This is a genomic window from Williamsia sp. Y721, assembly GCF_059683565.1.
This window is the reverse complement of the sequence record NZ_JCASNH010000003.1, coordinates 739355-764588: the sequence shown is the minus strand read 5'-3', so window position 1 is coordinate 764588 and position 25234 is coordinate 739355. Positions and strand designations below refer to the sequence as shown.

Annotated in this window: 23 protein-coding genes; 16 read left to right on the top strand and 7 right to left on the bottom strand. The window is 65.1% G+C overall.

From position 1 onward, the window contains the following. The first annotated feature begins 12 nt into the window (after nucleotides 1–12). Together AC56PL_RS18275 and AC56PL_RS18270 are read left to right on the top strand one after the other, a co-directional pair. Nucleotides 13–1530, top strand: a complete 1518-nt coding sequence (locus tag AC56PL_RS18275; protein WP_497154845.1) for a cobyric acid synthase — start codon at nucleotides 13–15, stop codon at nucleotides 1528–1530. Nucleotides 1531–1608: 78 nt separating this feature from the next. Further along, nucleotides 1609–2430, top strand: a complete 822-nt coding sequence (locus AC56PL_RS18270) for an alpha/beta fold hydrolase (RefSeq protein WP_495516738.1) — start codon at nucleotides 1609–1611, stop codon at nucleotides 2428–2430. Nucleotides 2431–2434: 4 nt separating this feature from the next. On the opposite strand, the gene AC56PL_RS18265 is transcribed toward AC56PL_RS18270, so the two are convergent. From AC56PL_RS18265 to AC56PL_RS18255, 3 genes are read right to left on the bottom strand one after another with little or no spacing between them, the layout of a single operon-like run. Next, the gene (locus AC56PL_RS18265; protein WP_497154670.1) at nucleotides 2435–4228 is read right to left on the bottom strand and encodes an HNH endonuclease signature motif containing protein; all 1794 of its coding nucleotides are present in this window, start codon (nucleotides 4226–4228) and stop codon (nucleotides 2435–2437) included. Nucleotides 4229–4282: 54 nt separating this feature from the next. Further along, nucleotides 4283–5695, bottom strand: a complete 1413-nt coding sequence (locus AC56PL_RS18260) for a mycothione reductase (protein ID WP_495516736.1) — start codon at nucleotides 5693–5695, stop codon at nucleotides 4283–4285. Next, nucleotides 5688–6704: an alpha/beta hydrolase gene (locus AC56PL_RS18255; RefSeq protein WP_497154669.1), complete on the bottom strand. Its 1017-nt coding sequence runs from the start codon at nucleotides 6702–6704 to the stop codon at nucleotides 5688–5690. The genes AC56PL_RS18260 and AC56PL_RS18255 overlap by 8 nt, the downstream gene beginning before the upstream one ends. Before the next feature lie 207 nt (nucleotides 6705–6911). Between AC56PL_RS18255 and mqo the strand changes: the two genes are divergently transcribed. Genes mqo through AC56PL_RS18225 form a run of 6 tightly spaced genes read left to right on the top strand, consistent with a single transcriptional unit; the run spans nucleotide 6912 to nucleotide 14471 of the window. After that, a complete protein-coding gene (mqo, locus tag AC56PL_RS18250; RefSeq protein ID WP_497154844.1) occupies nucleotides 6912–8396 on the top strand; it encodes a malate dehydrogenase (quinone) in 1485 nt (494 codons plus the stop codon). Between the two features lie 12 nt (nucleotides 8397–8408). After that, entirely contained in the window at nucleotides 8409–8864 is a 456-nt protein-coding gene (locus AC56PL_RS18245; RefSeq protein ID WP_495516734.1) for a GNAT family N-acetyltransferase, read from the top strand. A gap of 13 nt (nucleotides 8865–8877) precedes the next feature. Further along, complete coding sequence (locus tag AC56PL_RS18240) at nucleotides 8878–10767, top strand: VWA domain-containing protein (RefSeq protein ID WP_497154668.1); 1890 nt, start codon at nucleotides 8878–8880, stop codon at nucleotides 10765–10767. 47 nt (nucleotides 10768–10814) lie between these two features. Further along, complete coding sequence (gene cobO / locus AC56PL_RS18235) at nucleotides 10815–11429, top strand: cob(I)yrinic acid a,c-diamide adenosyltransferase (protein ID WP_497154667.1); 615 nt, start codon at nucleotides 10815–10817, stop codon at nucleotides 11427–11429. Beyond that, nucleotides 11423–12838: a cobyrinic acid a,c-diamide synthase CobB gene (locus tag AC56PL_RS18230; RefSeq protein ID WP_497154666.1), complete on the top strand. Its 1416-nt coding sequence runs from the start codon at nucleotides 11423–11425 to the stop codon at nucleotides 12836–12838. The genes cobO and AC56PL_RS18230 overlap by 7 nt, the downstream gene beginning before the upstream one ends. Before the next feature lie 13 nt (nucleotides 12839–12851). Continuing rightward, complete coding sequence (locus tag AC56PL_RS18225) at nucleotides 12852–14471, top strand: GAF domain-containing sensor histidine kinase (RefSeq protein WP_497154665.1); 1620 nt, start codon at nucleotides 12852–12854, stop codon at nucleotides 14469–14471. A gap of 5 nt (nucleotides 14472–14476) precedes the next feature. On the opposite strand, the gene AC56PL_RS18220 is transcribed toward AC56PL_RS18225, so the two are convergent. Further along, entirely contained in the window at nucleotides 14477–15139 is a 663-nt protein-coding gene (locus AC56PL_RS18220; RefSeq protein ID WP_495516729.1) for a response regulator, read from the bottom strand. A 100-nt stretch (nucleotides 15140–15239) separates the two neighbouring features. Between AC56PL_RS18220 and AC56PL_RS18215 the strand changes: the two genes are divergently transcribed. The 4 genes from AC56PL_RS18215 (at nucleotide 15240) to AC56PL_RS18200 (ending at nucleotide 19320) form a co-directional block, all read left to right on the top strand. Continuing rightward, nucleotides 15240–16199, top strand: coding sequence for an acyl-ACP desaturase (locus AC56PL_RS18215; protein WP_497154664.1), 960 nt, complete (start codon nucleotides 15240–15242; stop codon nucleotides 16197–16199). Next, nucleotides 16196–16444, top strand: coding sequence for a hypothetical protein (locus AC56PL_RS18210; protein WP_495516727.1), 249 nt, complete (start codon nucleotides 16196–16198; stop codon nucleotides 16442–16444). The genes AC56PL_RS18215 and AC56PL_RS18210 overlap by 4 nt, the downstream gene beginning before the upstream one ends. Nucleotides 16445–16501: 57 nt before the next feature. Then, nucleotides 16502–17740 (top strand): uroporphyrinogen-III C-methyltransferase, encoded by a 1239-nt coding sequence (cobA, locus tag AC56PL_RS18205; protein ID WP_497154663.1) that lies wholly within the window; start codon nucleotides 16502–16504, stop codon nucleotides 17738–17740. 74 nt (nucleotides 17741–17814) lie between these two features. Next, on the top strand, nucleotides 17815–19320 hold the full coding sequence (locus tag AC56PL_RS18200) for an MFS transporter (protein ID WP_495516725.1): 1506 nt from the start codon (nucleotides 17815–17817) through the stop codon (nucleotides 19318–19320). Between the two features lie 17 nt (nucleotides 19321–19337). Here the strand turns inward: AC56PL_RS18200 and yaaA are convergent, their stop codons facing one another. Then, entirely contained in the window at nucleotides 19338–20081 is a 744-nt protein-coding gene (yaaA, locus tag AC56PL_RS18195) for a peroxide stress protein YaaA (RefSeq protein ID WP_495516724.1), read from the bottom strand. 119 nt (nucleotides 20082–20200) lie between these two features. Here yaaA and AC56PL_RS18190 point away from each other — a divergent pair, with 119 nt between their 5' ends. Then, on the top strand, nucleotides 20201–21940 hold the full coding sequence (locus AC56PL_RS18190) for a proline--tRNA ligase (protein ID WP_497154662.1): 1740 nt from the start codon (nucleotides 20201–20203) through the stop codon (nucleotides 21938–21940). A 51-nt stretch (nucleotides 21941–21991) separates the two neighbouring features. Here the strand turns inward: AC56PL_RS18190 and AC56PL_RS18185 are convergent, their stop codons facing one another. Next, nucleotides 21992–22429 carry a DUF4439 domain-containing protein gene (locus AC56PL_RS18185; RefSeq protein WP_495516722.1) on the bottom strand — a complete coding sequence of 146 codons (438 nt, stop codon included), beginning with the start codon at nucleotides 22427–22429 and terminating at the stop codon, nucleotides 21992–21994. Next, nucleotides 22426–22956, bottom strand: a complete 531-nt coding sequence (locus tag AC56PL_RS18180) for a hypothetical protein (protein WP_495516721.1) — start codon at nucleotides 22954–22956, stop codon at nucleotides 22426–22428. Before AC56PL_RS18180 ends, AC56PL_RS18185 begins: the two co-directional genes overlap by 4 nt. A gap of 179 nt (nucleotides 22957–23135) precedes the next feature. Between AC56PL_RS18180 and rimP the strand changes: the two genes are divergently transcribed. Genes rimP through AC56PL_RS18165 form a run of 3 tightly spaced genes read left to right on the top strand, consistent with a single transcriptional unit; the run spans nucleotide 23136 to nucleotide 25167 of the window. Continuing rightward, the gene (rimP, locus tag AC56PL_RS18175) at nucleotides 23136–23720 is read left to right on the top strand and encodes a ribosome maturation factor RimP (protein WP_497154661.1); all 585 of its coding nucleotides are present in this window, start codon (nucleotides 23136–23138) and stop codon (nucleotides 23718–23720) included. Further along, the gene (nusA, locus tag AC56PL_RS18170; protein ID WP_482139122.1) at nucleotides 23717–24742 is read left to right on the top strand and encodes a transcription termination factor NusA; all 1026 of its coding nucleotides are present in this window, start codon (nucleotides 23717–23719) and stop codon (nucleotides 24740–24742) included. Before rimP ends, nusA begins: the two co-directional genes overlap by 4 nt. Then, a complete protein-coding gene (locus AC56PL_RS18165) occupies nucleotides 24670–25167 on the top strand; it encodes a YlxR family protein (RefSeq protein ID WP_497154660.1) in 498 nt (165 codons plus the stop codon). Before nusA ends, AC56PL_RS18165 begins: the two co-directional genes overlap by 73 nt. The last annotated feature ends 67 nt before the right edge of the window (nucleotides 25168–25234 follow it).

Here is a 25234-nt window from a genome sequence, read left to right as displayed (position 1 = left end):
GCTCTGCAGCCGATCCGAGGCGCATTGCTGGTCGCGGGAACGAGTTCCGACGCCGGTAAGAGTCTGATCGTCGCCGGTCTGTGCCGGGCGCTGCATCGACGCGGTGTCTCGGTCGCGCCGTTCAAGGCGCAGAACATGTCGAACAACTCGGCGGTCACACTTGACGGCGGTGAGATCGGCCGGGCGCAGGCCATGCAAGCCGCTGCCTGTGGTCTGGCGCCGTCGGTCCGGTTCAACCCGGTGCTCCTCAAGCCCGGCAGTGACAGTCAGTCGCAGGTGGTGGTGCGCGGCCGTGTGGACGGAACGGTCGGCGCGTCCGACTATCACACGCGGCGGACGGCATTGGCTCAGATCGTCACCGAGGAGTTGGCTTCTCTGCGCAGCGATTTCGACGTGGTGATCTGTGAAGGCGCGGGGTCTCCCGCCGAGATCAACCTGCGGCGTTCCGACATCGCGAACATGGGTCTGGCGCAGGCCGCGGACTTGCCGGTGCTGGTGGTCGGAGACATCGATCGCGGGGGAGTGCTGGCCCATCTGTTCGGCACACTGGCGTGCCTGAGTCCCGCGGATCAGGCCCGCATCGCCGGGTTCGTGATCAACAAGTTCCGCGGATCTGTTTCGCTGCTGCAGCCAGGGCTGGTGCAGCTCGAACAACTCACCGGCCGCCCGACGCTGGGCGTGGTGCCATTCGCCGACGGCCTCTGGCTCGACGCAGAGGATTCCCTGGCCTCGGTGGTCGGTCATACGGTCGGCCGGGCCGCCCCGGCGGTGGGCGCCGATCGCCTGTCGGTGGCCGCGATCAGGTTGCCGCGGATCTCGAACTCGACCGACGTCGAGGCGTTGGCGTGCGAGCCGGGTGTCGATGTCCGGTGGGTCGACGACGCCGCCGCGGTGGCCGCGGCAGATCTTGCGGTGCTGCCCGGCAGTAAGGCCACGGTCTCAGACCTGGCCTGGTTGCGATCCCGAGGCCTCGATACCGCATTGATCAACCGAGTTGGTCGTGGCAAGCCGGTGCTCGGCATCTGTGGCGGCTATCAGATGCTCGGACGGGAGATCATCGACAACGTCGAAGGCAGAGCGGGATCGGTACCGGGGCTCGGCCTTCTCGATCTGCGGGTGCGATTCGACACCGACAAGATTCTTCGACAGGTCCGCGGTTCCGCATTCGGAAAGCCGTTGCACGGCTACGAGATCCATCACGGACGGGTCGTCGGCAACGGCGACGCAGCATTGCTGACCGACATCGATTTCGGCCCGGAGGGCAGCATCGCCGGGGTGGTTGTCGGCACGCACTGGCACGGACTTCTCGCCTGCGACGAGTTCCGCCGGGAGTACCTGATGCGGGTGGCGGAGCAGGCGGGGCTGCCCGGGTTCGTGGCAGGCCGGGTCTCCTTCGAGGCCGAGCGTATGGCTCAGCTCGATCTGATCGCCGATCTGGTGGAGACACATCTCGATTTCGGTCGCGTGAGCGAAATCATCACCAATGGGGCGCCGAGCGGATTGCCCGTGATCACGACCGCGTTGACCTGATCGGGAGGACTCCGATCCATCGCGGATGTGGTGTGGAGTTCACCCGCGGCGAGGGTCTCGGCACGTAGGCTGACGCAGGTGAGCATCGAACACCGCAGCATCACTGTGGGCGACCTGGAATTCGACGTCAGGATCGGTGGCCCGGAAAACGGCCCGTCCGTACTCCTCTTGCACGGATTCCCGACCACCGGAGCCTGTTTCGACCATGTGGTCGGCCGATTGCACGATTCCGGCCTCCGGACGATCGTCCCTGACCAGCGTGGTTACAGCGCCGGCGCCAGGCCCGAGGGCGCCGAGAATTACCAGTTGTCGCACTTGGTCGACGACGCGGTCGGCATCCTCGACGCGCTGGGTGTCGGTTACACCATGGTGGTCGGCCATGACCTCGGGTCGCTGGTCGCCTGGCATCTGGCATCGAAGCATCCGCACCGGGTGACCGGACTCGTCGCAATCAGCGTCGGCCATCCGTCGGCCATCGCGGCGTCACTGGCATCGAGTGACCAGCGCGACCGCTCGGCGTACATCCTCGACTTCGTGAAGACCGGAGCCGAGGACGCGATGCTCGCCGACAACGCCAAAGTCCTCCGCGATCTCGTGCCCGACGACAGCGTTCTGCCCCTGACCGAACGCCCCGCACTGACCGCGGCGTTGAACTGGTACCGCGCCAACTTCACCGGCGACATCAAGACCAATCTCGCCTGCGGGCCGATCGAGGCGCCCACCACAGTGCTCTGGGGCGACGGCGACGCCGCCCTCGGACGTGAGCAGGCCGAGGCCAGCGGTCGATTCGTCTACTCCGACTTCCGCTTCTCCGCGCTCGAGGGTATGGACCACTGGATCCCGCAGAACGCCCCTGCCGCCGTTGCGAGCGAGGTCGCACTGCGTTCATCGGTCTGGTGAGCATCTAGTAAGTCGGAGGCGGGCTGTTCCTTCCTCGCTCTTCGCGGAGTGCCTGGTTGCGTTGTTCTTGTAATTCGCGCTGTCGGCGGTTTGCGATTCGTTCCTGTTGGCGGCGTGCGTGTTTGGCAGCGGTACGTGACTTCTGCCGGGATTCCGGCGGCTTTGACGACGGTGACGACGTTGGTGGTGTCCGGCCGGGTGAGCCGCGTTGGTTGTCGAAGACGATGAGCCTCAATGCGGGGAACAGGTCGTCGCCGGTCCAGGCGGGCCCGTCATAGTGGCGGCCTTGGGGTGTGGTGAAAACCAGTCGTGGTCGCCCCGTGTGGGAATCGGGGTGCTGGTCATCGAGCCAATCCAAATAGGTCTTGAGCAGGTGGTGAAAACGGCACAGCGTCTTCATCTCTGAGGGATGGGTACAGCCACCGGCATCAGGATCATCGTGGTTGTACTCGCAGGTGTGGTCGAGATCAGCGGCCCAGGCCTTCTTGTTGCAGCCGGGCCACATGCAGTAACAGTCCCGGATTCGGATGTAGCTATCGAGGACCACCGACGGTCGGTACCGGTCTCCTGGTTGGGTGGCCGGGAGCGGAATCACCTGCGGGAACGGCGCTTTGGTCGGCTTGTTTTCGGCGTTCAGATCCGGGAACTCGTCGACGTCCGGATCCTGCGGCGCCCTCACGTATATGGTGCGCCGCGGAGTGTCCGTTTCTGTCCCGGCCTCCGCGGCCGGCATCAAGGGTTCCGGCTGCGTAAGTTCGGATTGTGCCGGTGCGGGTGCCGGCTGTGGCCGTTCCGGCTGTGCGGGTGCAGGTTTGTTGCCCATCGGCCGCTGCACCGTTTCGGCACGGCCTGCGATGTCGCGGGCGTGATCGGCAGAGATGACACCATGCCCGTCCAGGAATCCTGGATTCTCGGCGCGGCCCTCGAGCGCGGCCTGATCGGTGATGACGTGCAGCACGATCTTCACATCAACACCCGAGACCACCTGATCGGCTGGCACCGTGGTGATCTCGGCGGTGCACGGATGTTTCGGGTCGTTGGCGCACTGGCAGTAGAACTCGCGGCCCATCACTGTGGCGAACAGTGCATCGGCCATCCGGTCGGATTTGCGGCGCGGATCAGCTTTGCAGGTCGACATGGCGAGCTTCTCCAGGCGGGCCATGATCATCGTCATTTCTTCCGCCGTACCGTGGGCGTCCATCACGGCCATGCCGTGGTCGGCGTTCGAACCCCACACCCCACGATTCTTCTTCGCGTCCTGCCTGTTGTTGCGCACCAGATCAGGGTCACGGCGGAAGATGGTGGCATCAACCATGTCCCGCATCCGGGACTTCGACCAGGAACCGCGCCGACGCAGGAATTCGGCGATCTCACGATCGATGTCGGCCATGTGCTCCGAACCGTCGATCAGATCAGTCCGGGAAATGATGTCTGCGATGTGGTGAACACGGATCCGACCTGCCTTGAGCAGAGTGTTGACCCGGGGGAGTCGGTCCCGCAATGCGAGCCCGCAGCTGATCTGACGTTCGGCAGCTTGCTGCGTGACCCCCTGGGCTGCCGACAATCTCGCAGCACATTGCGCAAACGGATCGAGCGCCCGCATGTCGACCTCGGTGCCTGCGGACGGTTGCACCAACTGACGGTGCAACTCCGCAGCGGCGGTATAGCGTTCCCACTCCATCCGGCTCTGCCGCTTCATCGCCAGGTCGGTGTTGCGTAACAGTTCGTTTGGACGCAGCAGATGGGCAGGACCGATTTCATCGTCCCCACCTGCATCTTCGATCTCCCCCTCGAACATACATGCGAGGATATCTGAGGGGTCTGACATTTGATTTCTGTTACGAGGACCCGGCTAGATCTCCAGGCCGAGCAGTGCGTTCTCGAGAACCTCGGGCATCGCCGGGTGGATCCAGTACTGGCCGCGTGCCAGGGTGTGCGCGTCGGTGCCGAAGGACATCGCCTGGATCAGCGGCTGGATCACCGTCGGCGCCTGCGGGCCGATGATGTGACCGCCGAGGATGCGGCCGGTGCCCTTCTCCGCGACCACTTTGCACAGCCCGGTGGTGTCTTCCATCGCCCAGCCGTATGCTACGTCGCCATAGGCCTGGACCTTGACGGTGATGTCGAGACCGGCAGCGGCGGCTTCGTGTTCGGTCATTCCAACCGATGCGATCTGAGGGTGGGTGAAGACCGCACCCGGGACAAACCTGTTGTCGAAGGAATCGAGATCGGTTCCATCCCAGTCCCGCAACAGGTTTGCCTGCACTACACGGCCTTCGTGATTGGCGACGTGCTTGAGCTGGTACGGGGAACTCACGTCACCGAGTGTCCATACGTTTCGAGCTGCGGTGCGGCCGAACGCGTCACGCCGGATCCGGCCTTCGTCGTCGACTCCGACCCCGATGGTCTCGAGCCCGAGTTTGTCCGAGTTCGGTGTGCGGCCGACAGCGACGAGCAATGCATCGGCGTCCAGGACGGTGCCGTCGGCGAGTTCCATCCGAAGACCACGCTCCGTGGGCTCGAGGGTGGTCAGCTTGGAGTTGAGATGCACATCCCAAGCCTCGGTGGCGATCTCGGTGAACCGTGCGGAGATGTCGTGGTCCTGGGCCCGCAGCAGTGCACCGCTGCGGGCGATGATCGACACCTTCGAACCCAGTGCCCCGAAGACGTGGGCGAACTCGGCCGCGATGTAACCACTGCCCACGATGATGAGATGTTCGGGCACCTCCGGCAGTCGCATGATGTCGTCGTTGGTGTGTATCTTCACGCCGCTGTCCGTGATGGCATCGGGTATCACCGGCCGCGAACCCGAAGCGATGACGACCTTGGTGGCCAGAACGAGATCGCCTGCGGCAGTGCGCAAACGGTACCGTCCGTCGGTATCGACACCGTCGAACTCCACATGGCTGGAGTAGACCGTGATGTTGTCGCAGTCCTCCACGCGGTAGCGCTTGCCACCTGCGGAGATCGGGTCGATGCGCCCGAAGACGCGGTGCACGATGCCCGGCCAATCGACCTTGTCGACCGAACCGGTGACACCCACACGTGCACCCTCGCGGATGGTCTCGGCGACCTCGGCGGCGTAGACGAACATCTTGGTGGGGATGCAGCCGACGTTCAGGCAGGTCCCGCCGTAGATGCTTTCCTCGAAGATCGCTATCTGCTGATCTTCGAACCGTTCGTCGGGAATCGAATTACCGGTACCCGATCCGATGATCGCCAGGTCGACCCTGGTCGGTTCCTGGATCACTGTGGGTTCAGGCATTCTGTCCACCTCGTATTCGTTTTTGGTTGCTGTGCAACCAGTTGTCCATCTCGGCATACGCGAGTTCGCGTACGCCCGTTTTCGACAAGAAGACGTCATGTCGGGCGCCGGGCACCGGGACCACGCAGATGCGGTCACCGAGGCATCCGGCCCAGCGTGTGATCTGTCTGGTGTCGAGGACGCCGTCGGCCGAATCGATGTGCGGAACCACGCCGTCCGGACCGGGCCCGGCCAGAGTGGTGGCGTCGGAGCGCAACACCAATGACGGGACGCCGACGTCGAGGCCTTGGTGTAAGCGGGCCTGGCCGTGGCGGACCGCGCTGAGGAATCCGAAGGTCACCGGATATCCGTCCAGCGGTTTGTAGTTCAGGTCGTAGTCCCATTCGCCGTGCATCGAGTTGTGCAGGCTTCGGCCATAGGCGCCCTCGAGCTTGCGCGGGATGGCTGTCGTCGGCCGTACGCGGGCGACCGAATTGATCACCGTGGTTCCGACGGTGCGCAGGATCGGCGCACCCTGCAGATCGAACCAGGGGGAGTTGAGGATCAGCCCGGCCGGCCTACCGACCGCGGTGTCGGGACGCGCGCGGCGCCGGTCGAGCCAGAGCGGAGTGACGAGGCCTCCGGTGGAGTGGGCGACCACGATCACGGGCGCAGCGTCGGTATCGGAGTTGATCTGGGCCATGGCCAGGTCGAGTTCGGTGTCGTAGGCCGCCAGGTCGGTGATCTGGTGTGGAGTTTGTCTCTGGCGCTGGGAACGGCCACATTTACGCAGGTCCAACGCATAGAATGCATATCCGCGCGAGGTGAAGAACTCTGCCAGTTCGCGCTGGAAGAAGTAGTCGGTGAAGCCGTGGACATAGAGGACCGCGGCCGTGGTCGCCTCTGGCGTCCGATGCCGGATCAGGGTTGCGACGATCTCGCCTTCACCGTCGGGATCGGTTCCCAGATCGAAGGTCAATGTCGAGAAGTCCGGGCCGAGGGCGTCGGGCTGCCAGGAGGAAGGTGCCACGGTTGTCCACTGTAGCCAGCGCCGCGGGCAGTGGCTTCGTGGTGCGGCAAGGGCGGACCAGTTGCAGTGCACCACGACTGATGAGAGACAATGGTCGCCACACGTAGATAGGCTGGAACAGGAAGTTGAGCTGGAGTGTCTGAGTCTGCAACCCCGCGCGACGGTGGAGTGATCACAACCGACATTGCGCTGGTAGGCGCCGGAATCATGAGTGCCACGCTGGCGACGCTGTTGCATCGTCTGCAGCCGGAATGGTCGATCAGCATTTTCGAGCGACTCGATGCGGCCGCCGCCGAGAGCAGTGATCCGTGGAATAACGCGGGCACAGGTCACTCCGCGTTGTGTGAGTTGAACTACACCCCGCAGACCGCTGACGGCGATGTCGACATCACCAAGGCGCTGACGATCAACGAACAATTCCAGGTGTCTCGGCAGTTCTGGGCCAATTCGGTCGAGACGGGTGTGCTCTCTTCTCCCGAGGAGTTCATCAACCCGATCCCGCATGTGAGCTTCGTTCACGGCGAGTCGAACGTCGACTACCTCCGCAAGCGTTACGACAATCTTGCCGGGGAGACCCTCTTCAAGGGGATGGAATACATCACCGACCCCACCGAGTTCACCAAGCGCCTGCCGCTGATGTCGGCCGGTCGCGACTTCTCGGATCCGGTGGCGCTCAACTGGTTCACCGGCGGCACGGATGTCGACTTCGGCGCGCTGACCCAGCAACTGCTCGGCTTTGTCGGTCGCTCCGGTGCCACGGTCAACTTCGGTCATTCCGTCACGAACCTGAACAAGGAATCGGACGGCAGCTGGCGGCTGAAGGTCAAGAACCTGCGCACCAAGGAGAAGTCCACCGTCAAGGCGGGCTTTGTGTTCGTCGGTGCCGGTGGTGGCGCATTGCAGCTCCTGCAGAAGTCAGGCATCAAGGAGGCCAAGGGATTTGGTGGCTTCCCGGTCAGTGGCGCGTTCTTCCGCTGCACCAACAAAGAGTTGATCGCCGAGCACAGCGCCAAGGTGTACGGCAAGGCAGCGGTGGGCGCACCTCCGATGTCGGTCCCGCACCTCGACACCCGCGTGATCAACGGCACCGCAGGCCTGCTGTTCGGCCCCTACGCAGGCTGGTCGCCGAAGTTCCTCAAAGAGGGCAAGAACACCGACCTGCTCGCGTCGATCAAGCCGGGCAACGCGATCCCGATGCTGTCGATCGCTCCCAAGGAATTCGGTCTGCTGAAGTACCTGATCAGTGAACTTGCCGCCGGGCCCGCGGACCGCGTCGAGACGCTGTCCGAGTTCGTGCCGCGTGCTGCCGCCGAGGACTGGGAGATGATCGTCGCCGGTCAGCGGGTGCAGGTCATCCGGAAGAAGGGTCGCGGCGGTGCGCTCGAGTTCGGTACTGCGGTGATCGCAGCCGAGGACGGCAGCATCGCGGGTCTGCTGGGTGCCTCACCGGGCGCTTCGACAGCGGTCCCGGCCATGCTCGACGTCCTGCAGCGCTGCTTCCCGAAGCACTTCCAGTCCTGGGAGCCACTGCTCACCGAGATGATCCCGTCATACGGCACCAAGCTGAACGACAACCCGCATCTGTTCGGTCAGGTGTGGGATTGGTCATCGAAAGTATTGAACTTGGTCGACAACAACGGTCAGGGCACCGGTGAGGCATCTGCTCACCTGGCAGCACCTGCCGGCGTGTGATAGGTATCCCATATGACAGCCACCGCTAGCCTGCACCGCAGCTGGGCCCAGGACATCGACATGCCGACGCTGTACAAGATTTTCCAGTTGCGGCTGGAGGTGTTCGTCGTCGAACAAGCCTGTCCGTACGCCGAACTCGACGGTCGCGACCTCGATCCCGACACTCGGCACCTGTGGCTGGAAGAAGACGGCGAGATCATCAGCACCCTGCGCCTGATCGAAGAGCACGACGGTGGCAAGTCGTTCCGGATCGGTCGACTCTGCACCGAGCGTTCGCGTCGTGGCCAAGGTCACACCAGTCGTCTGCTGCAGACTGCGTTGGCCGACGTCGGATCGGACCTGTGCAATATTCACGCACAGTCCTACCTGGTCGACATGTATGCCAAGCACGGTTTTGTCGTCGATGGTGAGGAATACCTGCTCGACGGTGTTCCGCATACACCGATGAAGCGTGGCGGATATCGCTGACGGTGTGACAACCATGGCGGAACCGGATCTCCGGTTCCCGTTCAGCGCGGTGGTCGGATCAGAGCAGCTCAAGCTTGCTCTGATCCTGTCCGCGATCGCACCGTCGATCGGTGGGGTGCTGATCCGCGGCGAGAAGGGAACAGCCAAGACGACGGTGGTTCGTGCGCTGGGACCATTGCTGCCCCGACGCGGGGATTCTGCGGCCACGGTTGTCGAACTACCGATCGGCGCCACCGAGGACCGTGTGATCGGTTCGCTGGATCTGCAGAAGATCCTCGCCGAAGGGGCAAAGGCTTTCACCCCCGGACTGCTGGCCCATGCGGACGGCGGAGTCCTCTACATCGACGAGGTCAATCTCCTCGCCGACCATCTTGTCGACGTGCTGCTCGACGCGGCCGCGACCGGCCGGGTAGTCATCGAACGAGATGGTGTGTCGCACACCCAATCTGCGCGATTCGTTCTGGTCGGCACGATGAACCCTGAAGAGGGTGAGCTGCGACCGCAACTGCTGGATCGATTCGGGCTGGCCGTCGACGTGACCGCACCGCGTGAGGTGTCGCTGCGCGTTGCGGTGATCGAACGCCGGATGGCGTTCGAGTCCGATCCCGCGGGATTTGCGGCGGAGTATGCCGACGCCGACGCCGAGATCGCCGCTGCGATCGAAAAGGCCAGGGCTGCACTTGAATCGGTTGTTCTACCGGCTGCGCAGCTGCGCCGGATCGCGGCCACCTGCGTGGAGCTCGAGGTCGACGGTCTGCGCGGCGATCTCGTGGTCACCCGCACTGCGCGGGCCCATGCGGCGTGGCGCGGAGCCGTGGAGGTCGAGGACATCGATGTTCGCCGCGCCGTCGAATTGGCGTTGCCGCACCGACGTCGGCGAGATCCGTTCGATGAACCCGGCCTCACCGAGCAGCAGATCGACGACGCCCTCGAGAAGGCCGATCAGCAGTCACCACAGGACCCCGATACCGAGAACAACAGTGCCCCGGATGATTCGGCGCCCCAGGATTCGGCACCACCCGATACCGGGACACCCGAATCCGGTGAAACCGATCCCGATCCGGACAACCCCGGAGGCGGTGGCGCACCACCACCGGGTCCGGGTTTCTCGCCGGACCGCCGTGGTGGCGCGGTGAAGGCCCTACGCGCAACCGGCGTCGGCAACGGCGAACCAGGGCGACGGTCACCCTCACTGAGCAGTCGGGGACAGGCGGTCCGTGGGGTGCGCGATGGCGGCCATGGAGTGCACCTGATGGGCACGATCCTCGCGGCCGCCGACGAGCACATCGAACGCGGCCAGGGCGCACTGCAGGTGCTGCCGCAGGATATCCGGTACGCCGAGCGGCGGGGCAAAGAAGGCAATCTCGTGGTGTTCGTTCTCGATCTGTCGGGTTCGATGACCGCGCGCAAACGACTCGATGCCGTGTCGGGTGCGGTCGTGTCGATGCTCACCGATTCCTACCAGCGCCGCGACCGCGTCGCGGTGGTCACCCTTCGAGGCGCAGGCGCCGAGGTCACCGTGCCGCCCACGCGGTCGGTGGACGCCGCGGTGCGCAGGCTGACCGGCGTGTCGACCGGTGGCCGGACGCCGCTGGCCGAAGGGCTGTTGGTAGCTCGAGACGTGGTGCGCCGCAATGCTTATAAAGAACCGAACCGGCGACCACTGATGGTTGTGCTGACCGACGGCCGGGCCACCTCGGGGAGCGGCGCCCTGGCTCGCGCCGGTGCCGCCGCAGACCGACTGCGTCGTGACGGCACGTCGGCGATCGTGGTGGACTGTGAACAGGGTCTGGTCCGCCTCGGCCTGGCCCGAGCGCTGGCCGGGCAGTTGGGTGGCGATTGTGTGCAGCTTGCCGACCTGACCGCCGGTGGCGTCGCCGCGGTTGTCAGATCGGCGGCATGAGCGACTCGGATGAGTCGTCGGCGAGTTCGGTGTAGAAGGGAAATGTTGTGCCCCAGGGTGTTCCATCTGTTATTCCGGACGACGGACTGACCACACGTGCGCGGCGCAATCAGCCGGTGCTCGCTGTGCACACCGGCGATGGCAAGGGTAAGTCGACCGCGGCCTTCGGAATGGCCATGCGTGCCTGGAACGCCGGTCTGGACATCGGCGTCTTTCAATTCGTGAAGAGCGCGAAGTGGAAGGTCGGCGAGGAGAGCGCGCTCACCGCGCTCGGAGAACTGCACAGCACCACCGGGCAGGGCGGTCCGGTGCAGTGGCACAAGATGGGCGAGGGCTGGTCGTGGATACGCCATGCAAGCGGGGATGCCGACCATGCCGAGCAAGCTGCGCAGGGATGGGCCGAGATACGCCGCCGGATCATCGCAGGGGAGCATCAGTTCTATGTCCTCGACGAGTTCACGTATCCCATCAACTGGGGGTGGATCGACCTCGACGATGTCCTCGACGTGCTCGGCAGCCGTGAGGGTAAACAACATGTGGTGATCACCGGTCGGCGGGCGCCTGCCGCGCTGATCGAGGCCGCCGATCTGGTGACGGAGATGGTGAAGGTGCGCCATCCGATGGACGCCGGCCGTAAAGGTCAAAAGGGCATCGAATGGTGACCTCGTCCCCACCGGCGATCGTCATCGCGGCCCCGTCATCGGGGAGTGGAAAGACCACGATCACAACGGGGTTGATCGGTGCTCTGGCGCGGGCAGGCCATCAGGTCGCACCGTTCAAGGTGGGGCCGGACTACATCGATCCCGGTTACCACGGCATCGCCGCCGGTCGGCCGGGGCGCAACCTCGATCCGGTTCTGGTCGGGGAGGAACGGATCGGTCCGCTGTACCGATCCGGTTCGGCCGGATGTGACATCGCGGTGATCGAAGGCGTGATGGGCCTGTTCGACGGTCGGATCACCGAAGATCACATGCCCGCGATCGCTCCCGGATCGACTGCGCAGGTGGCCAACCTCCTTGGGGCACCGGTGGTCCTGGTCGTGGACGCATCCGGGCACAGCCAGTCCCTGGCGGCGATCCTGCACGGGTTCGTCAGCTTCGACCCGGGCATAGACATCCGCGGCGTGATCCTCAACCGGGTGGGATCACCGCGACACGAATACGTACTGCGGCAGGCTTGCGACCGCGCCGGACTTCAGGTTTTCGGCGCGGTGCCGCGCAACCCGGAAATGGCGGTGCCCTCGCGTCACCTCGGACTCATCCCGGCCGCCGAACGCGGTCCCGAAGCAATTGCCGCCATCGATGCGATGACCGAATTGGTCGGCGGCGCAGTGGATGTGCCGGCGCTGGTGGCGGCGGCCGACATCGGACCGGCAGGTCGCTCCGGTCCGATCTGGTCTGCCGATGACGAGGTCAGAACACCGGAACAGCAGGGCCCGCGGCCGGTGATCGCGGTTGCCGCCGGTGCGGCTTTCACATTCGGCTACGCCGAACACAGCGAACTGCTCCGGGCCGCTGGTGCCGATGTGGTCACCTTCGATCCGGTGGTCGACCTCCTCCCGGACGGCTGTACGGCAGTGGTGGTCGGAGGCGGATTCCCCGAAGAACATGCCGCCGCGTTGGCGTCGAACAGACCGCTGCTCACCGCGCTGCGTGCGGCGGCCGGTTCGGGGGTCCCGATCCATGCCGAGTGCGCAGGCCTGCTGTATCTGTCGCAGAGTCTGGACAACCACGCGATGGCCGGAGTGCTGCCGCTACGGGGCACGTTCGGCAAGAGACTTACCTTGGGCTATCGCGATGCGGTGGCCATCACCGATTCCATGTTGTTCTCCGCGGGCACGAGGGTTCGGGGACACGAGTTCCATCGCACAACGGTTACAGCAGTGGATGATTCGGTGCCCACGGCCTGGGGCTGGCGCCGGGACGGGGTGGCCGAGAGGGAAGGCTGGACGTCGGCGCGGCCGGGTGCCCAGGTTCACGCGTCCTACCTGCACACACATCCGGCGGGAAATCCAGAGGCGGTGTCGCGTCTGGTGGCTGCCGCGCGCCGAGCCCCTGCTGAGCGACGATGACCGGGGAGCGACGATGAGTGGTGGATCAGCGGAGCTGGATCTGACGGCGGGCCTGTTGGCCGGGATCGACATGTCCGAGCTCAGCGACAGTCCGGTGGTCATGCGGGAGCTGCTCGAAGCGGTGCTGGCGGTCGGCAGCGGCCTGGATCTCGACGCCACCCTGCAGCGGATCATCAACGTTGCCGTGGATGCACTCGATGCCCGGTACGGCGCGCTCGGTGTGCGCGGTGATGACGGACAGCTCTCGGCTTTTGTTCACACGGGTATCGAACCTCAGGTGCGGGCGACGATGGGCCATCTACCGGTGGGCCGTGGTGTGCTGGGCCTGCTGATCAACCATCCGCAGGTGCTGCGTATCGACGAGCTGGGTGCGCACCCGAGCGCGGTGGGATTCCCGGCCAACCATCCGCCGATGGCCACATTCCTCGGGGCGCCGATCATCGTCCGCGGCGCGGTGTTCGGCAGCATTTACCTCACCGAGAAAGTAACCGGCGGGGGTTTCAACGAAGCCGACGAGGTGGCGGTACGCGTGCTGTCGGCGGCGGCCGGTGTCGCGATCGACAACGCCCGGCTGTTCGAGAGTGCACGCACGCGGGAGCGCTGGATGCGGATGCTCGCGCGCCGGGGATCCGGACCGCTGGTGGGGGCCGCGCTGGAGGACACGCTCACCGCGCTGGCCGTGGACCTCGCGGACTTGGCCGGGGCCACAGATGTTTTCATCCTCGGAACCGATGACAATCGGGCCAATGTGCTGGCGCACACCGGTGAATTACCGCGAGTGGGCGCTTTCGAGCTGGGTCAGTTCTCGGGTATCGAGGTCGCCTCGGCAAGCGATGTCCCGGCACCGTTGGTGCGCGGCGGGGCGGCGTGGGTGAGCATGGTGCCGCTGTTGCGCGCCGGCGGGCGATTCGGCGTGATGATGCTGACGCACACCGAGCGTCCCGTCTGGGCAGAGGAGGAAGAGTCGGGTCTGATCGCCACCGCCGACATCGCGTCGATGGCGCTGGCTTACGAGCTGCAGCAGGCGGTGACACGTGAGATGCACATGCTCACCGATCGTCACCGGATCGCCCGGGACCTCCACGATCACGTGATCCAGCGGTTGTTTGCGATCGGGATGTCGTTGCAGTCGTTCTCGTCTCGGATCGGTGATGACGGTCAGCTCAGTCAGGCGATCGTCGATCTGGACCGGACCGTCGAGCAGATTCGTACGTCGATCTTCGACCTCAACACCTCGGGGGAGAGCGCCCAGGATTCGGCCACCCTGCGACGTCGGGCACTGGACATCGTCACCGAGTTGTCGGCCCATGCGCCGATCTCACCGTCGGTGCGCTTTGCCGGACCCGTCGACACACTTGTCCCGTCGCGGCTCGACGGGCATATCGAAGCTGTTCTACGCGAAGGTATTTCCAATGCGCTTCGGCATTCGAAGGCAGATCGAATCGACGTCCTCGTCTCCGCGGACGAAGTGTTGAGTATTTCGATCACAGACAACGGAACAGGAATCGGTGCGACCGCGGCGCACAGCGGATTGAACAATCTCGCGCGACGGGCCGAGCAGAACGATGGCACGTTCGCCATCTCCGACACTGCAGGCGGCGGGACCACCATCACCTGGACCGTGCCGCTGTAGGTCCGCTAGGGCTGACGGCCGCGCTCGTTCTTTTCTTTCAGTTTGGTGGCCATCACAGCAACCTGCGTGCGCCGCTGCAGATCGAGTTTGGCAAGGATCCGGGACACGTAGTTCTTGATGGTCTTTTCGGCGAGAAACATCTTCGCAGCGATCTGACGGTTGGTCATCCCTTCTCCGACGAGCGCAAAGACCTCACGTTCCTGACCGGTCAACTCGGCAAGTGGATCGACGCCGTTGCCGTCGGCCCGCAGCTTGGCCATCAACGCCGCGGTACTCCCGGCATCGAGCAGTGATCCGCCGGTGCCGACCGTGCGCACCGCGGCCACCAGGTTGTGCCCCAGGATCTGCTTGAGAACGAACCCGGCGGCGCCGGCCATCACGGCCGCGAGCAACGCCTCATCGTCGGCGTACGAGGTGAGCATCAAGCATTGCACCGACGGTGTGGCACTGCGGATCTCGCGACACAACTCGACGCCGTTGCCGTCGGGTAGCCGGACATCGAGGATGGCCACGTCGGGTACCGCGGCGGTGATCGCAACCAATGCCTCACTGACACTTGAGGCCTCACCGACCACTTCGATGTCCTCTGCCGTGCCGAGGAGGTCCCGGAGTCCGCGGCGTACCAGTTCGTGATCATCGACCAGAAATGCCCTGATTTTCGCCGTCATGGATTTCAAAGTACCGCACCACAAAACGAGGCGATCGCCCCGGCGAACAGGGACTTTCGACCCACGCGCGGACAGGTTGTCCGGAGGCAGACTCGGACGCATGAAAACGATGTCCGGGTCGGATCTGCTGCGCGAGCTGTTGCCCGTCTGCGAAGGAGAGGTCAACCGGCATCTGGCGATGTCGAAGGAGTGGCACCCGCACGACTTCGTGCCATGGGATCTGGGGCGGAACTTTGCCGCACTCGGTGGAATCGACTGGGATCCGAGTCAGTCCCAGTTGGATGAGACAGCCAAGGCCGCGATGTTCACCAACCTGCTGACCGAGGACAACCTGCCGTCCTATCACCGGGTGATCGCGCAGAACTTCACCCTTGACGACGCCTGGGGTTATTGGGTGGGCCGGTGGACCGCGGAAGAGAACAAGCACAGCGTGGTCATGCGTGACTACCTGGTCGTCACCCGTGGTGTCGACCCGGTGGCGCTGGAAGAGGCCCGGATGATCCACATGACCCAGGGTTTCTACCCGATGCCCGCCGATGACGGGAATCGAGACCGGTCCTCGGACATGCTGTTTGCGGTGGCTTACGTCACCTTCCAGGAACTCGCGACGCGCGTGTCGCACCGCAACACCGGTAAGGCGTGTGGCGACCCGATCGCCGACCGGATGCTCGCGCGGGTTGCCGCGGACGAGAACCTGCACATGCTGTTCTATCGCAACATCGTTGCCGGTGCGCTCGACCTGACTCCCGACCAGACCATCAAGGCGATTGCCCTGGTCCTGTCCATGTTCCAGATGCCGGGCGCCTCGATGCCGGGGTTCCGGCGTAACGCCGTGCTGATCGCCAAGGCCGGGATATACGATCTCCCGCAGCATCTGCACGAGGTTGTCGAACCGGTCCTGCGCAAATGGAACATCTTCGAGCGCACCGATTTCGGTCCCGAAGGTGAACGCACCCGCGACGAGTTGGCCGTATTCCTCGAAGACCTGCAGGGCAAAGTCGATCGATTCGAACGATCGCGTGCGCGCATGCTCGCTCGCGATGAACTGGCAGCGTCGTGACGATCGAGGACGTCGGACAACGGAAGGTGCCGTTCGACGCGGTGATCGCGATGGCAGAGGCCGCGCAGTGCGGGAACATCAGCTGGTGGAACCAGATCCGTGCAGATTCCGCGGACAGTACCGAAACCGAATACCTTGCCTCGCGCATGCTGGCCCGGATGATCGCATCGGCCGCACATCGGCAGGGGATACCCTCCGCCGACGTATGGGCCCGGATCCGGGAGACCGGGGAACTGCCTCTCTGACACTGCATGGTCGGTGTCCACTCAATTCCCGCCGGGGGCCCACAGTACGGTCTACGCATGACCGAATCGACACCCGAGATGGGCCACGACCACTACCTCGTCGGGCTGAATCTTGTTGGCAGGCGGGTGGTGATCATCGGCGGCGGCTCGGTGGTGCAGCGCAGGCTCGGCACACTTGCCGACAGCGGCGCCGACATCCACGTGATCACGCCGGAGGCGACGCCAACGGTGGAGTCGTTTCCCGGCATCACCCTGCACGCCCGTCCTTATGAATCCGGTGACCTCGACGGCGCGTGGTACGCCCTGGCCTGTACCGACGACCCGGACGTCAATGCCGCCGTGGTCGCCGAGGCCGAGCAGCGCCGGATCTTCTGCGTCCGCGCCGACGACGCCCGCCACGGCACCGCCGTCACGCCCGCCTCGCTGCGTCACGACAATCTGACGGTCGGCGTCCTGGCAGCTGGTGATCACCGTCGCTCCGCTGCCGTGCGGACTGCCATCGGTCAGGCGCTCGGTGGCGGAGAGCTCGGCGCGGCCGGGCTCGAAGCAGCCGCTCAGGAACGTCAGCCGGCCGGTGTGGCGCTGGTCGGTGGAGGACCCGGCGACCCGGATCTGATCACCGTGCGGGGACGACGTCTGCTTGCCGCCGCCGACGTTGTTGTCGCCGACCGGCTCGCGCCACCGGCCCTGCTGGCCGAACTGGGACCGCACGTCGAGATCATCGATGCCGCGAAGGTGCCCTACGGCCGGGCGATGAAGCAGGAGGCCATCAACGACGTCCTCATCGAGCGCGCCAAGGCCGGAAAGTTCGTGGTCCGTTTCAAGGGTGGCGATCCGTATGTCTACGGGCGCGGCTTCGAAGAACTCGAGGCGTGCGTTGGCGCGGGCGTCCCGGTCACCGTGGTCCCCGGGATCACCAGTGCCATCGCCGGACCATCGGCGGCAGGCATCCCGGTGACCCACCGGGGCGTGACCCACGAGGTCGTGATCGTTTCCGGGCACATCCCGCCCGATCACCCCGATTCCCTGGTCAACTGGCCGGCACTGGCACAGATGCGGGGCACCATCGTCCTGATGATGGCGGTCGAACGTCTCGACATCTTCGCCGACGCACTGATGAACGGCGGCCGGGAGGCGACAATCCCGGTGGCCATCATCGAAAACGCCACCCTGAGCAGCCAGCGGGTAGTCCGGACGACGCTCGGCGAGGCCGCGGTGGACGCCAAGAACGCACAGGTCCGGCCACCCGCCATCGTGGTGATCGGCCCGGTTGCCGGTTTTGATGTGGCGCTGTGACACGTAGATCCACCGTGCGATCGTTACAACCATGATTGTGAAGCGGGAGTCCGGCACCGGTAGCCTCGATCCCCATGACCTCATCACCAGCTGTGGCCTCTGACGTCGGCCAGACCCGTGTGTGGGGCCCGCAGATCGCCGTGCTGGGCGGAATGCAGCTGCTGGTCGTGCTCGATGGCACGGTCGCGGCGCTGGCGCTCCCCAGGATCCAGAACGCGCTCGGTCTGTCCGACAGCGGCGGTGCGTGGATCATCACCGCGTACGTGCTGGCCTTCGGTGGGCTCATGTTGCTCGGTGGACGCCTCGGCGACACCTTCGGCCGCAAACGTATGTTCGTCGCCGGTGTTGCCGCGTTCACGGTCACCTCATTGCTGTGTGGTCTGGCCTGGGATCCGATCAGCCTGATCATCGGACGCGCCCTGCAAGGTGCGTCGGCGGCGGTGGCCGCACCGACCGCGATGGCGCTGGTGGCGACCACGTTTGCGCCCGGCAAGCCACGTAACCAGGCATTTGCCGTGTATGCGGCGATGACCGGCATCGGATCGGTTGCCGGGTTGATCGCAGGCGGAGTGCTCACCGAGCTCTCATGGCGCCTGGTGTTCCTGATCAATGTGCCCATCGGCCTGCTGGTCGTACTCGGAGCCGTTGTGTGTCTGCGCGAATCGCAGGGCGAGCGGATGTCCCTCGATGTGAAGGGTGCGGTCCTGGCGACGCTGGGCTGCACGCTGGTCGTGCTGGCGGTGAACGAAGGGCCGGGCGGCTGGCTGCGTCCGGTCGTGGTGATCCCTCTGATCGTCGGACTGGCCTCACTCGTCGCGTTCGTATTCGTCGAGCGCCGTGCCGAGAATCCGATCCTGCCGTTCTCATTGTTCGCCAACAGCAGCCGGGTGGCGGCGCTGGTGGCGATCCTGCTGGCCGGCGCCATCATCATGTGCATGGCGGTGTTCATCTCGCTGTACCTGCAGGGAATCCTGAAGTATTCGCCGATCCAGAGCGGTATGGCAGTGGTGCCGTTTGCCTTCGGGCTCGGTACCGCGGCGGCCATCGCCTCCAAACTCGCGCTCCGATACCAGCCACGCTGGCTGGTTCTCTTCGGTGGTCTGGTGGTGGTTGCCGGCTGCGCGTACGCCGCGAGCATCGCGCGCGAGGCCCCGGCGTACTTCCCTCACATCTTTGTGCCGGTCGTGGTGATCGGTGCAGGCGTCGGCATGGCGGTCATCCCGCTCACCCTGTCGGTGGTGGCCGGAGTCGGCCCCAACGAGATCGGCCCGTTGACCGCTCTGGCGCAGGTGGCACAGAACCTCGGTGGCGCGGTCGCGTTGGTTGCGGTCGGCGCGATGGTGACCAGCCGCACCCTCTCCGAAGGTGGGACCACAGGGCCGGTCGACGAGATGGATGCGAGCCAACTCGATGCGTTGGCAAGCGGCTACGGACTTGCGTTCGTCTGCTGCGCGCTGATCGCGGTGGCCGCCGGAATCGTCGTCCTGTTCATGCGCTTCACACCGGAGGACGTGGCCGAGGGGCAGGCGGCCCAAGAGGTCGCCAACACCTCGGTCGATCCCGACGAGTGGTCGGCCTGAGCGCAGGTCGAACGCGCTCAGTCCGTGAGGATGATCAGTTCACGGTCCGAGCCGATCTCGGCACGCTGACCGCCCGCGACGGCAACCGCAGCCAGCGAGTCGACGTCGCGTACCTGCTTGCGTGAGCCGAGCAACGATCGCGTCAGCACACCCTTGTGATGCTTGTTGAAGTGGCTGACCACCGTCCTGGTGCCGTTGGACGACTCGGTCAGCACGGTGACGGTGATGGCGTCGGGGACCGGACCCAGTTGCTGATAGCCACCTGACCGTAGGTCGATGATCAGATCCTCGTCCAGCCCGACGAGTGCATCGGTGAGCGCCGGCTTCCAGTTGGCCGCGAGGGTTCCGAATCCGGGCAGCTTCGATCCGGCCGACAACCGATATGCGGGAATCGGATCGGTGGCGCGTACCACGCCGAACAACGCCGAACCGATCGCCAGCCGATCTGCGGCCTTGGCTTTCGCGGACCGCGTCAGCGACTTGTAATCGAGGGCGTCGAACAGCACGCCCGTGTACCGCTCGATCGCCGGACAGGTCGGACTCGACCACAACTGGGCGTTGCGCTCGATCTCGTCGAGCTGGGATACGCCCAGCCCCAGCGCCTTCTGACTGGCCACCGGGTCACCGGCCGTGGTGACCAGCGCGTCGGCGATCTTGCGGCGCAGCGGCGTCAGGGTGGGCAGCGAGAGGAGGTCGAGGTCGAGGGGAGCGCCACGGCCACCGGTGGCCTTGGTCTCGGAGGGGGGCAGCACGATCAACACAGTGATAGACCGTATCGGTCCACCCCGGCCACCGCCCCGGCCCGGTCGACTCGGCGGACTGGGGCATGGTCCGGTCACAGGATGCAGCCCGATGTGGGCGCAGCGATATGGTGTCTGACGTGATCACACGCATGTCGAACCTTTTCCTGCGCACTCTGCGCGACGATCCTGCCGACGCCGAGGTGCCCAGCCATCGGCTGCTGGTCCGCGCCGGATATGTCCGCCGTGTCGCCCCCGGCGTTTACAGCTGGCTGCCACTGGGACTGAAGGTGCTGCGCCGGGTCGAGGCCGTCGTCCGTGAGGAGATGGACAACATCGGCGGGCAGGAGATCTCGCTGCCTGCGCTGCTGCCGCGCGAGCCCTACGAGACCACCGGACGGTGGACCGAATACGGCGACGCGCTGTTCCGGCTCAAGGACCGCAAGGGTGCCGACATGTTGCTCGGACCCACCCACGAAGAGTTGTTCGCCCAGTTGGTCAAGGGGGAGTACTCGTCCTACAAAGATCTGCCACTGACGATCTATCAGATCCAGACCAAGTACCGCGACGAAGAGCGTCCCCGGGCCGGCATCTTGCGTGGACGCGAGTTCATCATGAAGGACTCCTACTCGTTCGATCTGAGTCTGGACGGTGCCAAGGCGTCCTACGACGCCCACCGCGAGGCCTACCAGGAGATCTTCCGCCGTCTTCAGGTCAAGTACGTGATCGTTGCCGCCACCTCCGGTGCCATGGGCGGTTCGGCATCAGAGGAGTTCCTGGCCGAGAGTGAAGTCGGCGAGGACACCTACGTCCGCAGCCCGGAGTCGGGTTATGCGGCCAACGTGGAGGCCGTCGTCACCCCGGCGCCGCCCGCGCTGCCGATCGAGGGTCTGCCCGCGGCCACCGTGTACGACACCGGCAACACCCCGACCATCGACACGCTTGTCGCCTGGGCGCAGGAGAGGTTCCCGGACCGGGGCTTCACCGCGGCGGACACACTCAAGAATGTCGTTGTCAAGCTGCGCAGGCCCGACGGCGAGACCGAACTGCTGGCGATCGGTATCCCAGGTGACCGCGAGGTCGACATGAAGCGACTCGAAGCTGCCGTCGAACCGGCCTCCGTCGAAATGATCGGCGACGCCGACTTCGCCGCCAACGCGTTCCTGGTTCGCGGTTACATCGGTCCGAAAGCATTGCAGGACAACGGTGTGCGGTACGTGGTGGACCCGCGGATCGTCGAGGGTACGGCCTGGATCACCGGTGCAGATGAAAAGGGCAAGCACGTTGTCGACCTGGTCGTCGGCCGGGACTTCGTGCCGGACGGCACCATCGAGGCCGCCGAGGTTCGCGACGGTGATCCGTCGCCGGACGGTCTGGGCACCCTTGTCGCGGCCCGCGGCATCGAGATCGGTCACATCTTCCAGCTCGGCACCAAGTACACCGATGCCTTCGAGGTCGACGTCCTCGGTGAGAACGGCAAGCCGGTCCGATTGATCCAGGGCTCGTACGGTGTGGGCGTCTCGCGGATGGTTGCCGTCATCGCCGAACAGCAACACGACGAGAAAGGCCTGCGCTGGCCGAAGTCTGTGGCGCCGTACGACATCCACCTGGTCATCGCGAACAAGGACGAGCAGGCCTGGGCCGGTGCGCAGAGTCTTGCCGCCGACCTCGACGCCGCCGGTATGTCCGTGCTCCTCGACGACCGCAAGGCCAGCCCCGGTGTGAAGTTCAAGGACGCCGAGCTGCTGGGCATGCCGGTGGTCGTGGTCGTCGGACGCGGCTGGGCCAACGGCACCGTCGAGATCCGCGACCGTTTCACCGGAGAGGCGACCGAGGTCGCCTCCGATTCCGCGGTCGAGGCACTGCTCGCCAATCGCTAGTCGGTTCGCGCGATCGGCCCGGTCATCGACCGGGCCGATCCGCAACTCGGGCTAAGTTGGATCTCCGCCGGGCAACGCGACGGTCGCCGGTGAGATCCTCAGGACCACCCGCCAATTCGCTGCCCGGAGGGCACTGCCGGTCAGTCCTTGAAGGCCGAGCCGGCGACTGCCCAGATCGGACGCCCGCTCGAGCAGGCTGCGATAGGCCACTGCACAGTCCTCTTCGGCGGCCAGCGCGACTGTCAGCGCCGACGCGGGATCGGTGACGGTGATCGGCAGGTTGTAGCCGGCCGCCGCCGGTGGTACCGGGGCGCCGACCGCGGTCAGAGCCGTTTCCAATTCCGTTCGCAGTGCGCGGTGTTCGGCGGTGTATTCGCTGATCGCCTGCTGGCGCGAGGGCGCCGCGTGTGCCGCAACTACGCCGTACGTGAAAATTGCGGCGTTCTCCGCGGTCACGGCAACGGCGAGTGCATCGGTGGTTGGGGTCATGAGAGCTGCACCGCCGCAAGAGTTGTGGTCCCGGCGCTGATCGACCCGAGGAGGCCGGCAACGTAACCGTAGAGTTCGATGGCCAGGTTTCCGGCGGAGTTCGCAGACGCCGTGAGCTGCGTTCGGAGTTCATCGATTGTCGGTGGTGCGGTCACCGCGGGGCTCGGTGTGGCAGAACTCGACGCGGTCGCAGCCCGGCCGGAGTCGAGCCGGGTGATCTCGTCGGTCAGGGCGACCGAATGCGCTGTCCGTTGTTCGGCGATGACGGTGAGTGCCGCCGCCCGGTCCGGGTTGCCCGCAATCGCCGCCGTCGCGGCGGCGGCGTCGGTGTTGGCCGCGGTGACCTGAGGTAGGAGCTGATCGGCCAGTCGTTGCTGCGCGCTCGTCGTGCCGTCCGATCCGCAGGCCGCGACCGCGGAGATCGCCGTCGCGCCCGCGGCGAGCGCCACTGCCGATTGCAGGAAAGTGCGGCGGGAGGACGTGATTCCCCGAATGCCATCTGATGGTGAAACTTCACTGACCGTCACACGGTCAATAGTGCCAGCCCGGGTCGGCGAGGGCAGATCCCGCGCACCGCTCGGCGGTTCGCCGTTCGACTGTGGCCCATTCGTCACCGGATGGCGCAGTCGATGGTCAAGGACAGGCGCTCCGGGGCGTTAAGCTGTTCGGAGTAAAGACCTGACAACTGCACATGGAGGAGACACCGATGTCCGGGGCAATCGACCACGAACGGATCAGTGGACTGATCGAACCGGCAGTCACCGACAAGGGATACGACGTCGAGGAACTGTCGGTGGTGGCGACGGGCCCGGAGAATCTGGTCAAGTTGGTCGTCGATCGCGACGGCGGTGCGTCGCTCGACGAGCTGGCCGAGCTGAGCCGCTCGGTCTCGACGATCCTCGACGGTACGGAAGACGAGACCGGCGCCGAGGGTGACGACGCGTTGGCCGCATTGCCGACCTACACCCTCGAGGTCACCTCACCGGGTGTCGACCGCCCGCTGACACAGCCGCGGCACTGGCGCCGCGCAGCCGGACGCAAAGTGGTTGTCGACCTCATCGCCGATCCGCCAGAGCGACTCGCCGGCCGGATCGGGGCTCTCGACGAGGATCAGACCAGCGTGCAACTGGTCACGAAGACAAGCAAGGGTTTCGCCACCACGACCGTGGCATTGGCATCAGTACGCAAAGCGTTTGTACAGGTCGACTTCGGTGAGCCCAGTGCTGCCGAACTCGAGGTGTGCGGCCTTGATCCCGAGCAGATCGAGGCAAGAAGGAAAGGGAACAAATGAATATCGACATTGCAGCGCTTCGCATGATCGAGGCCGAAAAGGGCATCACGATCGATGCCGTCATCGAGACCATCCAGTCGGCATTGCTGACGGCCTACCGGCACACCGACGGGTTTGCACCACACGCGTACATCGACGTCGACCGCAAGTCCGGCAAGGTCCGGGTGATGGCGCAAGAGCGTGACGCCGATGGCAACGTCATCTCCGAATGGGACGACACCCCTGAAGGTTTCGGACGCATCGCGGCCACCACGGCCCGCCAGGTGATCCTGCAACGTCTGCGAGATGCCGAGCACGACAAGAACTTTGGCGAGTTCTCCACCCATGAGGGTGAGATCGTCGGTGGCGTGGTGCAGCAGGACGCGCGCGCCAACGCCCGCGGCATGGTGGTCGTGCGCATCGGCAGCGAGGCCACGGGCCAAGAAGGTGTACTGCCGCCCGCCGAGCAGGTACCCGGTGAAACCTATGTGCACGGCGAGCGGATCAAGTGCTACGTCGTCGGCGTCGCACGCGGATCCCGCGGCCTGCAGATCACACTCTCGCGCACGCACCCCAATCTGGTGCGCAAACTCTTCGCCCTCGAGGTCCCCGAGATCGAGGACGGGTCGGTCGAGATCGTGGCGGTTGCCCGGGAGGCGGGTCATCGGTCGAAGATCGCCGTCCACACCGGGGTTGCCGGACTCAACGCCAAAGGTGCCTGCATCGGACCGATGGGGCAACGCGTCCGCAACGTCATGAGCGAGCTCGCCGGTGAGAAGATCGACATCATCGATTACGACACAGACCCGGCCGTGTTTGTCGGGAATGCACTGTCACCGTCGAAGGTTGTATCGGTCACAGTCGTCGATCCGGTGGCCAAAGCCGCCAGAGTCGTGGTGCCCGACTACCAGTTGTCGCTGGCCATCGGCAAGGAAGGGCAGAACGCCCGCCTGGCTGCCCGGCTCACCGGATGGCGCATCGACATCCGCAGCGACGCCCAGACCGACTCGGATTCCGAGCCGTCTGCGGCAGGTGCGAGCTGAGCGGAAACGCGCCGAGACGGGTGTCATTAGCATCTAACTCGCAGTGGACGGTAGACTCGTCGATGGTCCACAGTGATCCTTCGCGCCACCGCGAAAATCTGCCGATGCGTACGTGCGTCGGATGTCGACAGTGTCACCCGGCCGCCGAACTCGTTCGGCTGGTCGTGCGGCGCGACGACAGCGCAAAGGTGGTTGTGTTGGACCATCGCAAGACCATGCCAGGGCGTGGCGCCTGGCTGCATCCGGATCCCGATTGTCTGGGAACCGCGATTCAGCGCAAGGCCTTCGCAAGGGCATTTCGGATCGGCGGGTTGACCGTCGACACCGATCTACTGAGCCGAGAAATCGAATCGGTAGCCAAACAGAGAGGCCGGCATCAGTCGGCCACTAAGGAACAGGTAGCAGAAGACATGAGCACACCGTGAAGTTCTTGCGATGAGCACGTTTCGGACGTAAACCGAGGTCGTAGCGGGCAATGCCGCTCGACCTCCA

Bases quoted from the DNA above. Each gene is read 5' to 3' on its own strand.
- AC56PL_RS18265 (WP_497154670.1), bottom strand. From the start codon at position 4,228: ATGTTCGAGGGGGAGATCGAAGATGCAGGTGGGGACGATGAAATCGGT.
- AC56PL_RS18260 (WP_495516736.1), bottom strand. From the start codon at position 5,695: ATGCCTGAACCCACAGTGATCCAGGAACCGACCAGGGTCGACCTGGCG.
- mqo (WP_497154844.1), top strand. From the start codon at position 6,912: ATGAGTGCCACGCTGGCGACGCTGTTGCATCGTCTGCAGCCGGAATGG.
- AC56PL_RS18245 (WP_495516734.1), top strand. From the start codon at position 8,409: ATGACAGCCACCGCTAGCCTGCACCGCAGCTGGGCCCAGGACATCGAC.
- AC56PL_RS18240 (WP_497154668.1), top strand. From the start codon at position 8,878: ATGGCGGAACCGGATCTCCGGTTCCCGTTCAGCGCGGTGGTCGGATCA.
- AC56PL_RS18230 (WP_497154666.1), top strand. From the start codon at position 11,423: ATGGTGACCTCGTCCCCACCGGCGATCGTCATCGCGGCCCCGTCATCG.
- AC56PL_RS18225 (WP_497154665.1), top strand. From the start codon at position 12,852: ATGAGTGGTGGATCAGCGGAGCTGGATCTGACGGCGGGCCTGTTGGCC.
- AC56PL_RS18220 (WP_495516729.1), bottom strand. From the start codon at position 15,139: ATGACGGCGAAAATCAGGGCATTTCTGGTCGATGATCACGAACTGGTA.
- AC56PL_RS18215 (WP_497154664.1), top strand. From the start codon at position 15,240: ATGAAAACGATGTCCGGGTCGGATCTGCTGCGCGAGCTGTTGCCCGTC.
- cobA (WP_497154663.1), top strand. From the start codon at position 16,502: ATGACCGAATCGACACCCGAGATGGGCCACGACCACTACCTCGTCGGG.
- AC56PL_RS18200 (WP_495516725.1), top strand. From the start codon at position 17,815: ATGACCTCATCACCAGCTGTGGCCTCTGACGTCGGCCAGACCCGTGTG.
- AC56PL_RS18185 (WP_495516722.1), bottom strand. From the start codon at position 22,429: ATGACCCCAACCACCGATGCACTCGCCGTTGCCGTGACCGCGGAGAAC.
- rimP (WP_497154661.1), top strand. From the start codon at position 23,136: ATGTCCGGGGCAATCGACCACGAACGGATCAGTGGACTGATCGAACCG.
- nusA (WP_482139122.1), top strand. From the start codon at position 23,717: ATGAATATCGACATTGCAGCGCTTCGCATGATCGAGGCCGAAAAGGGC.
- AC56PL_RS18165 (WP_497154660.1), top strand. From the start codon at position 24,670: ATGGCGCATCGACATCCGCAGCGACGCCCAGACCGACTCGGATTCCGA.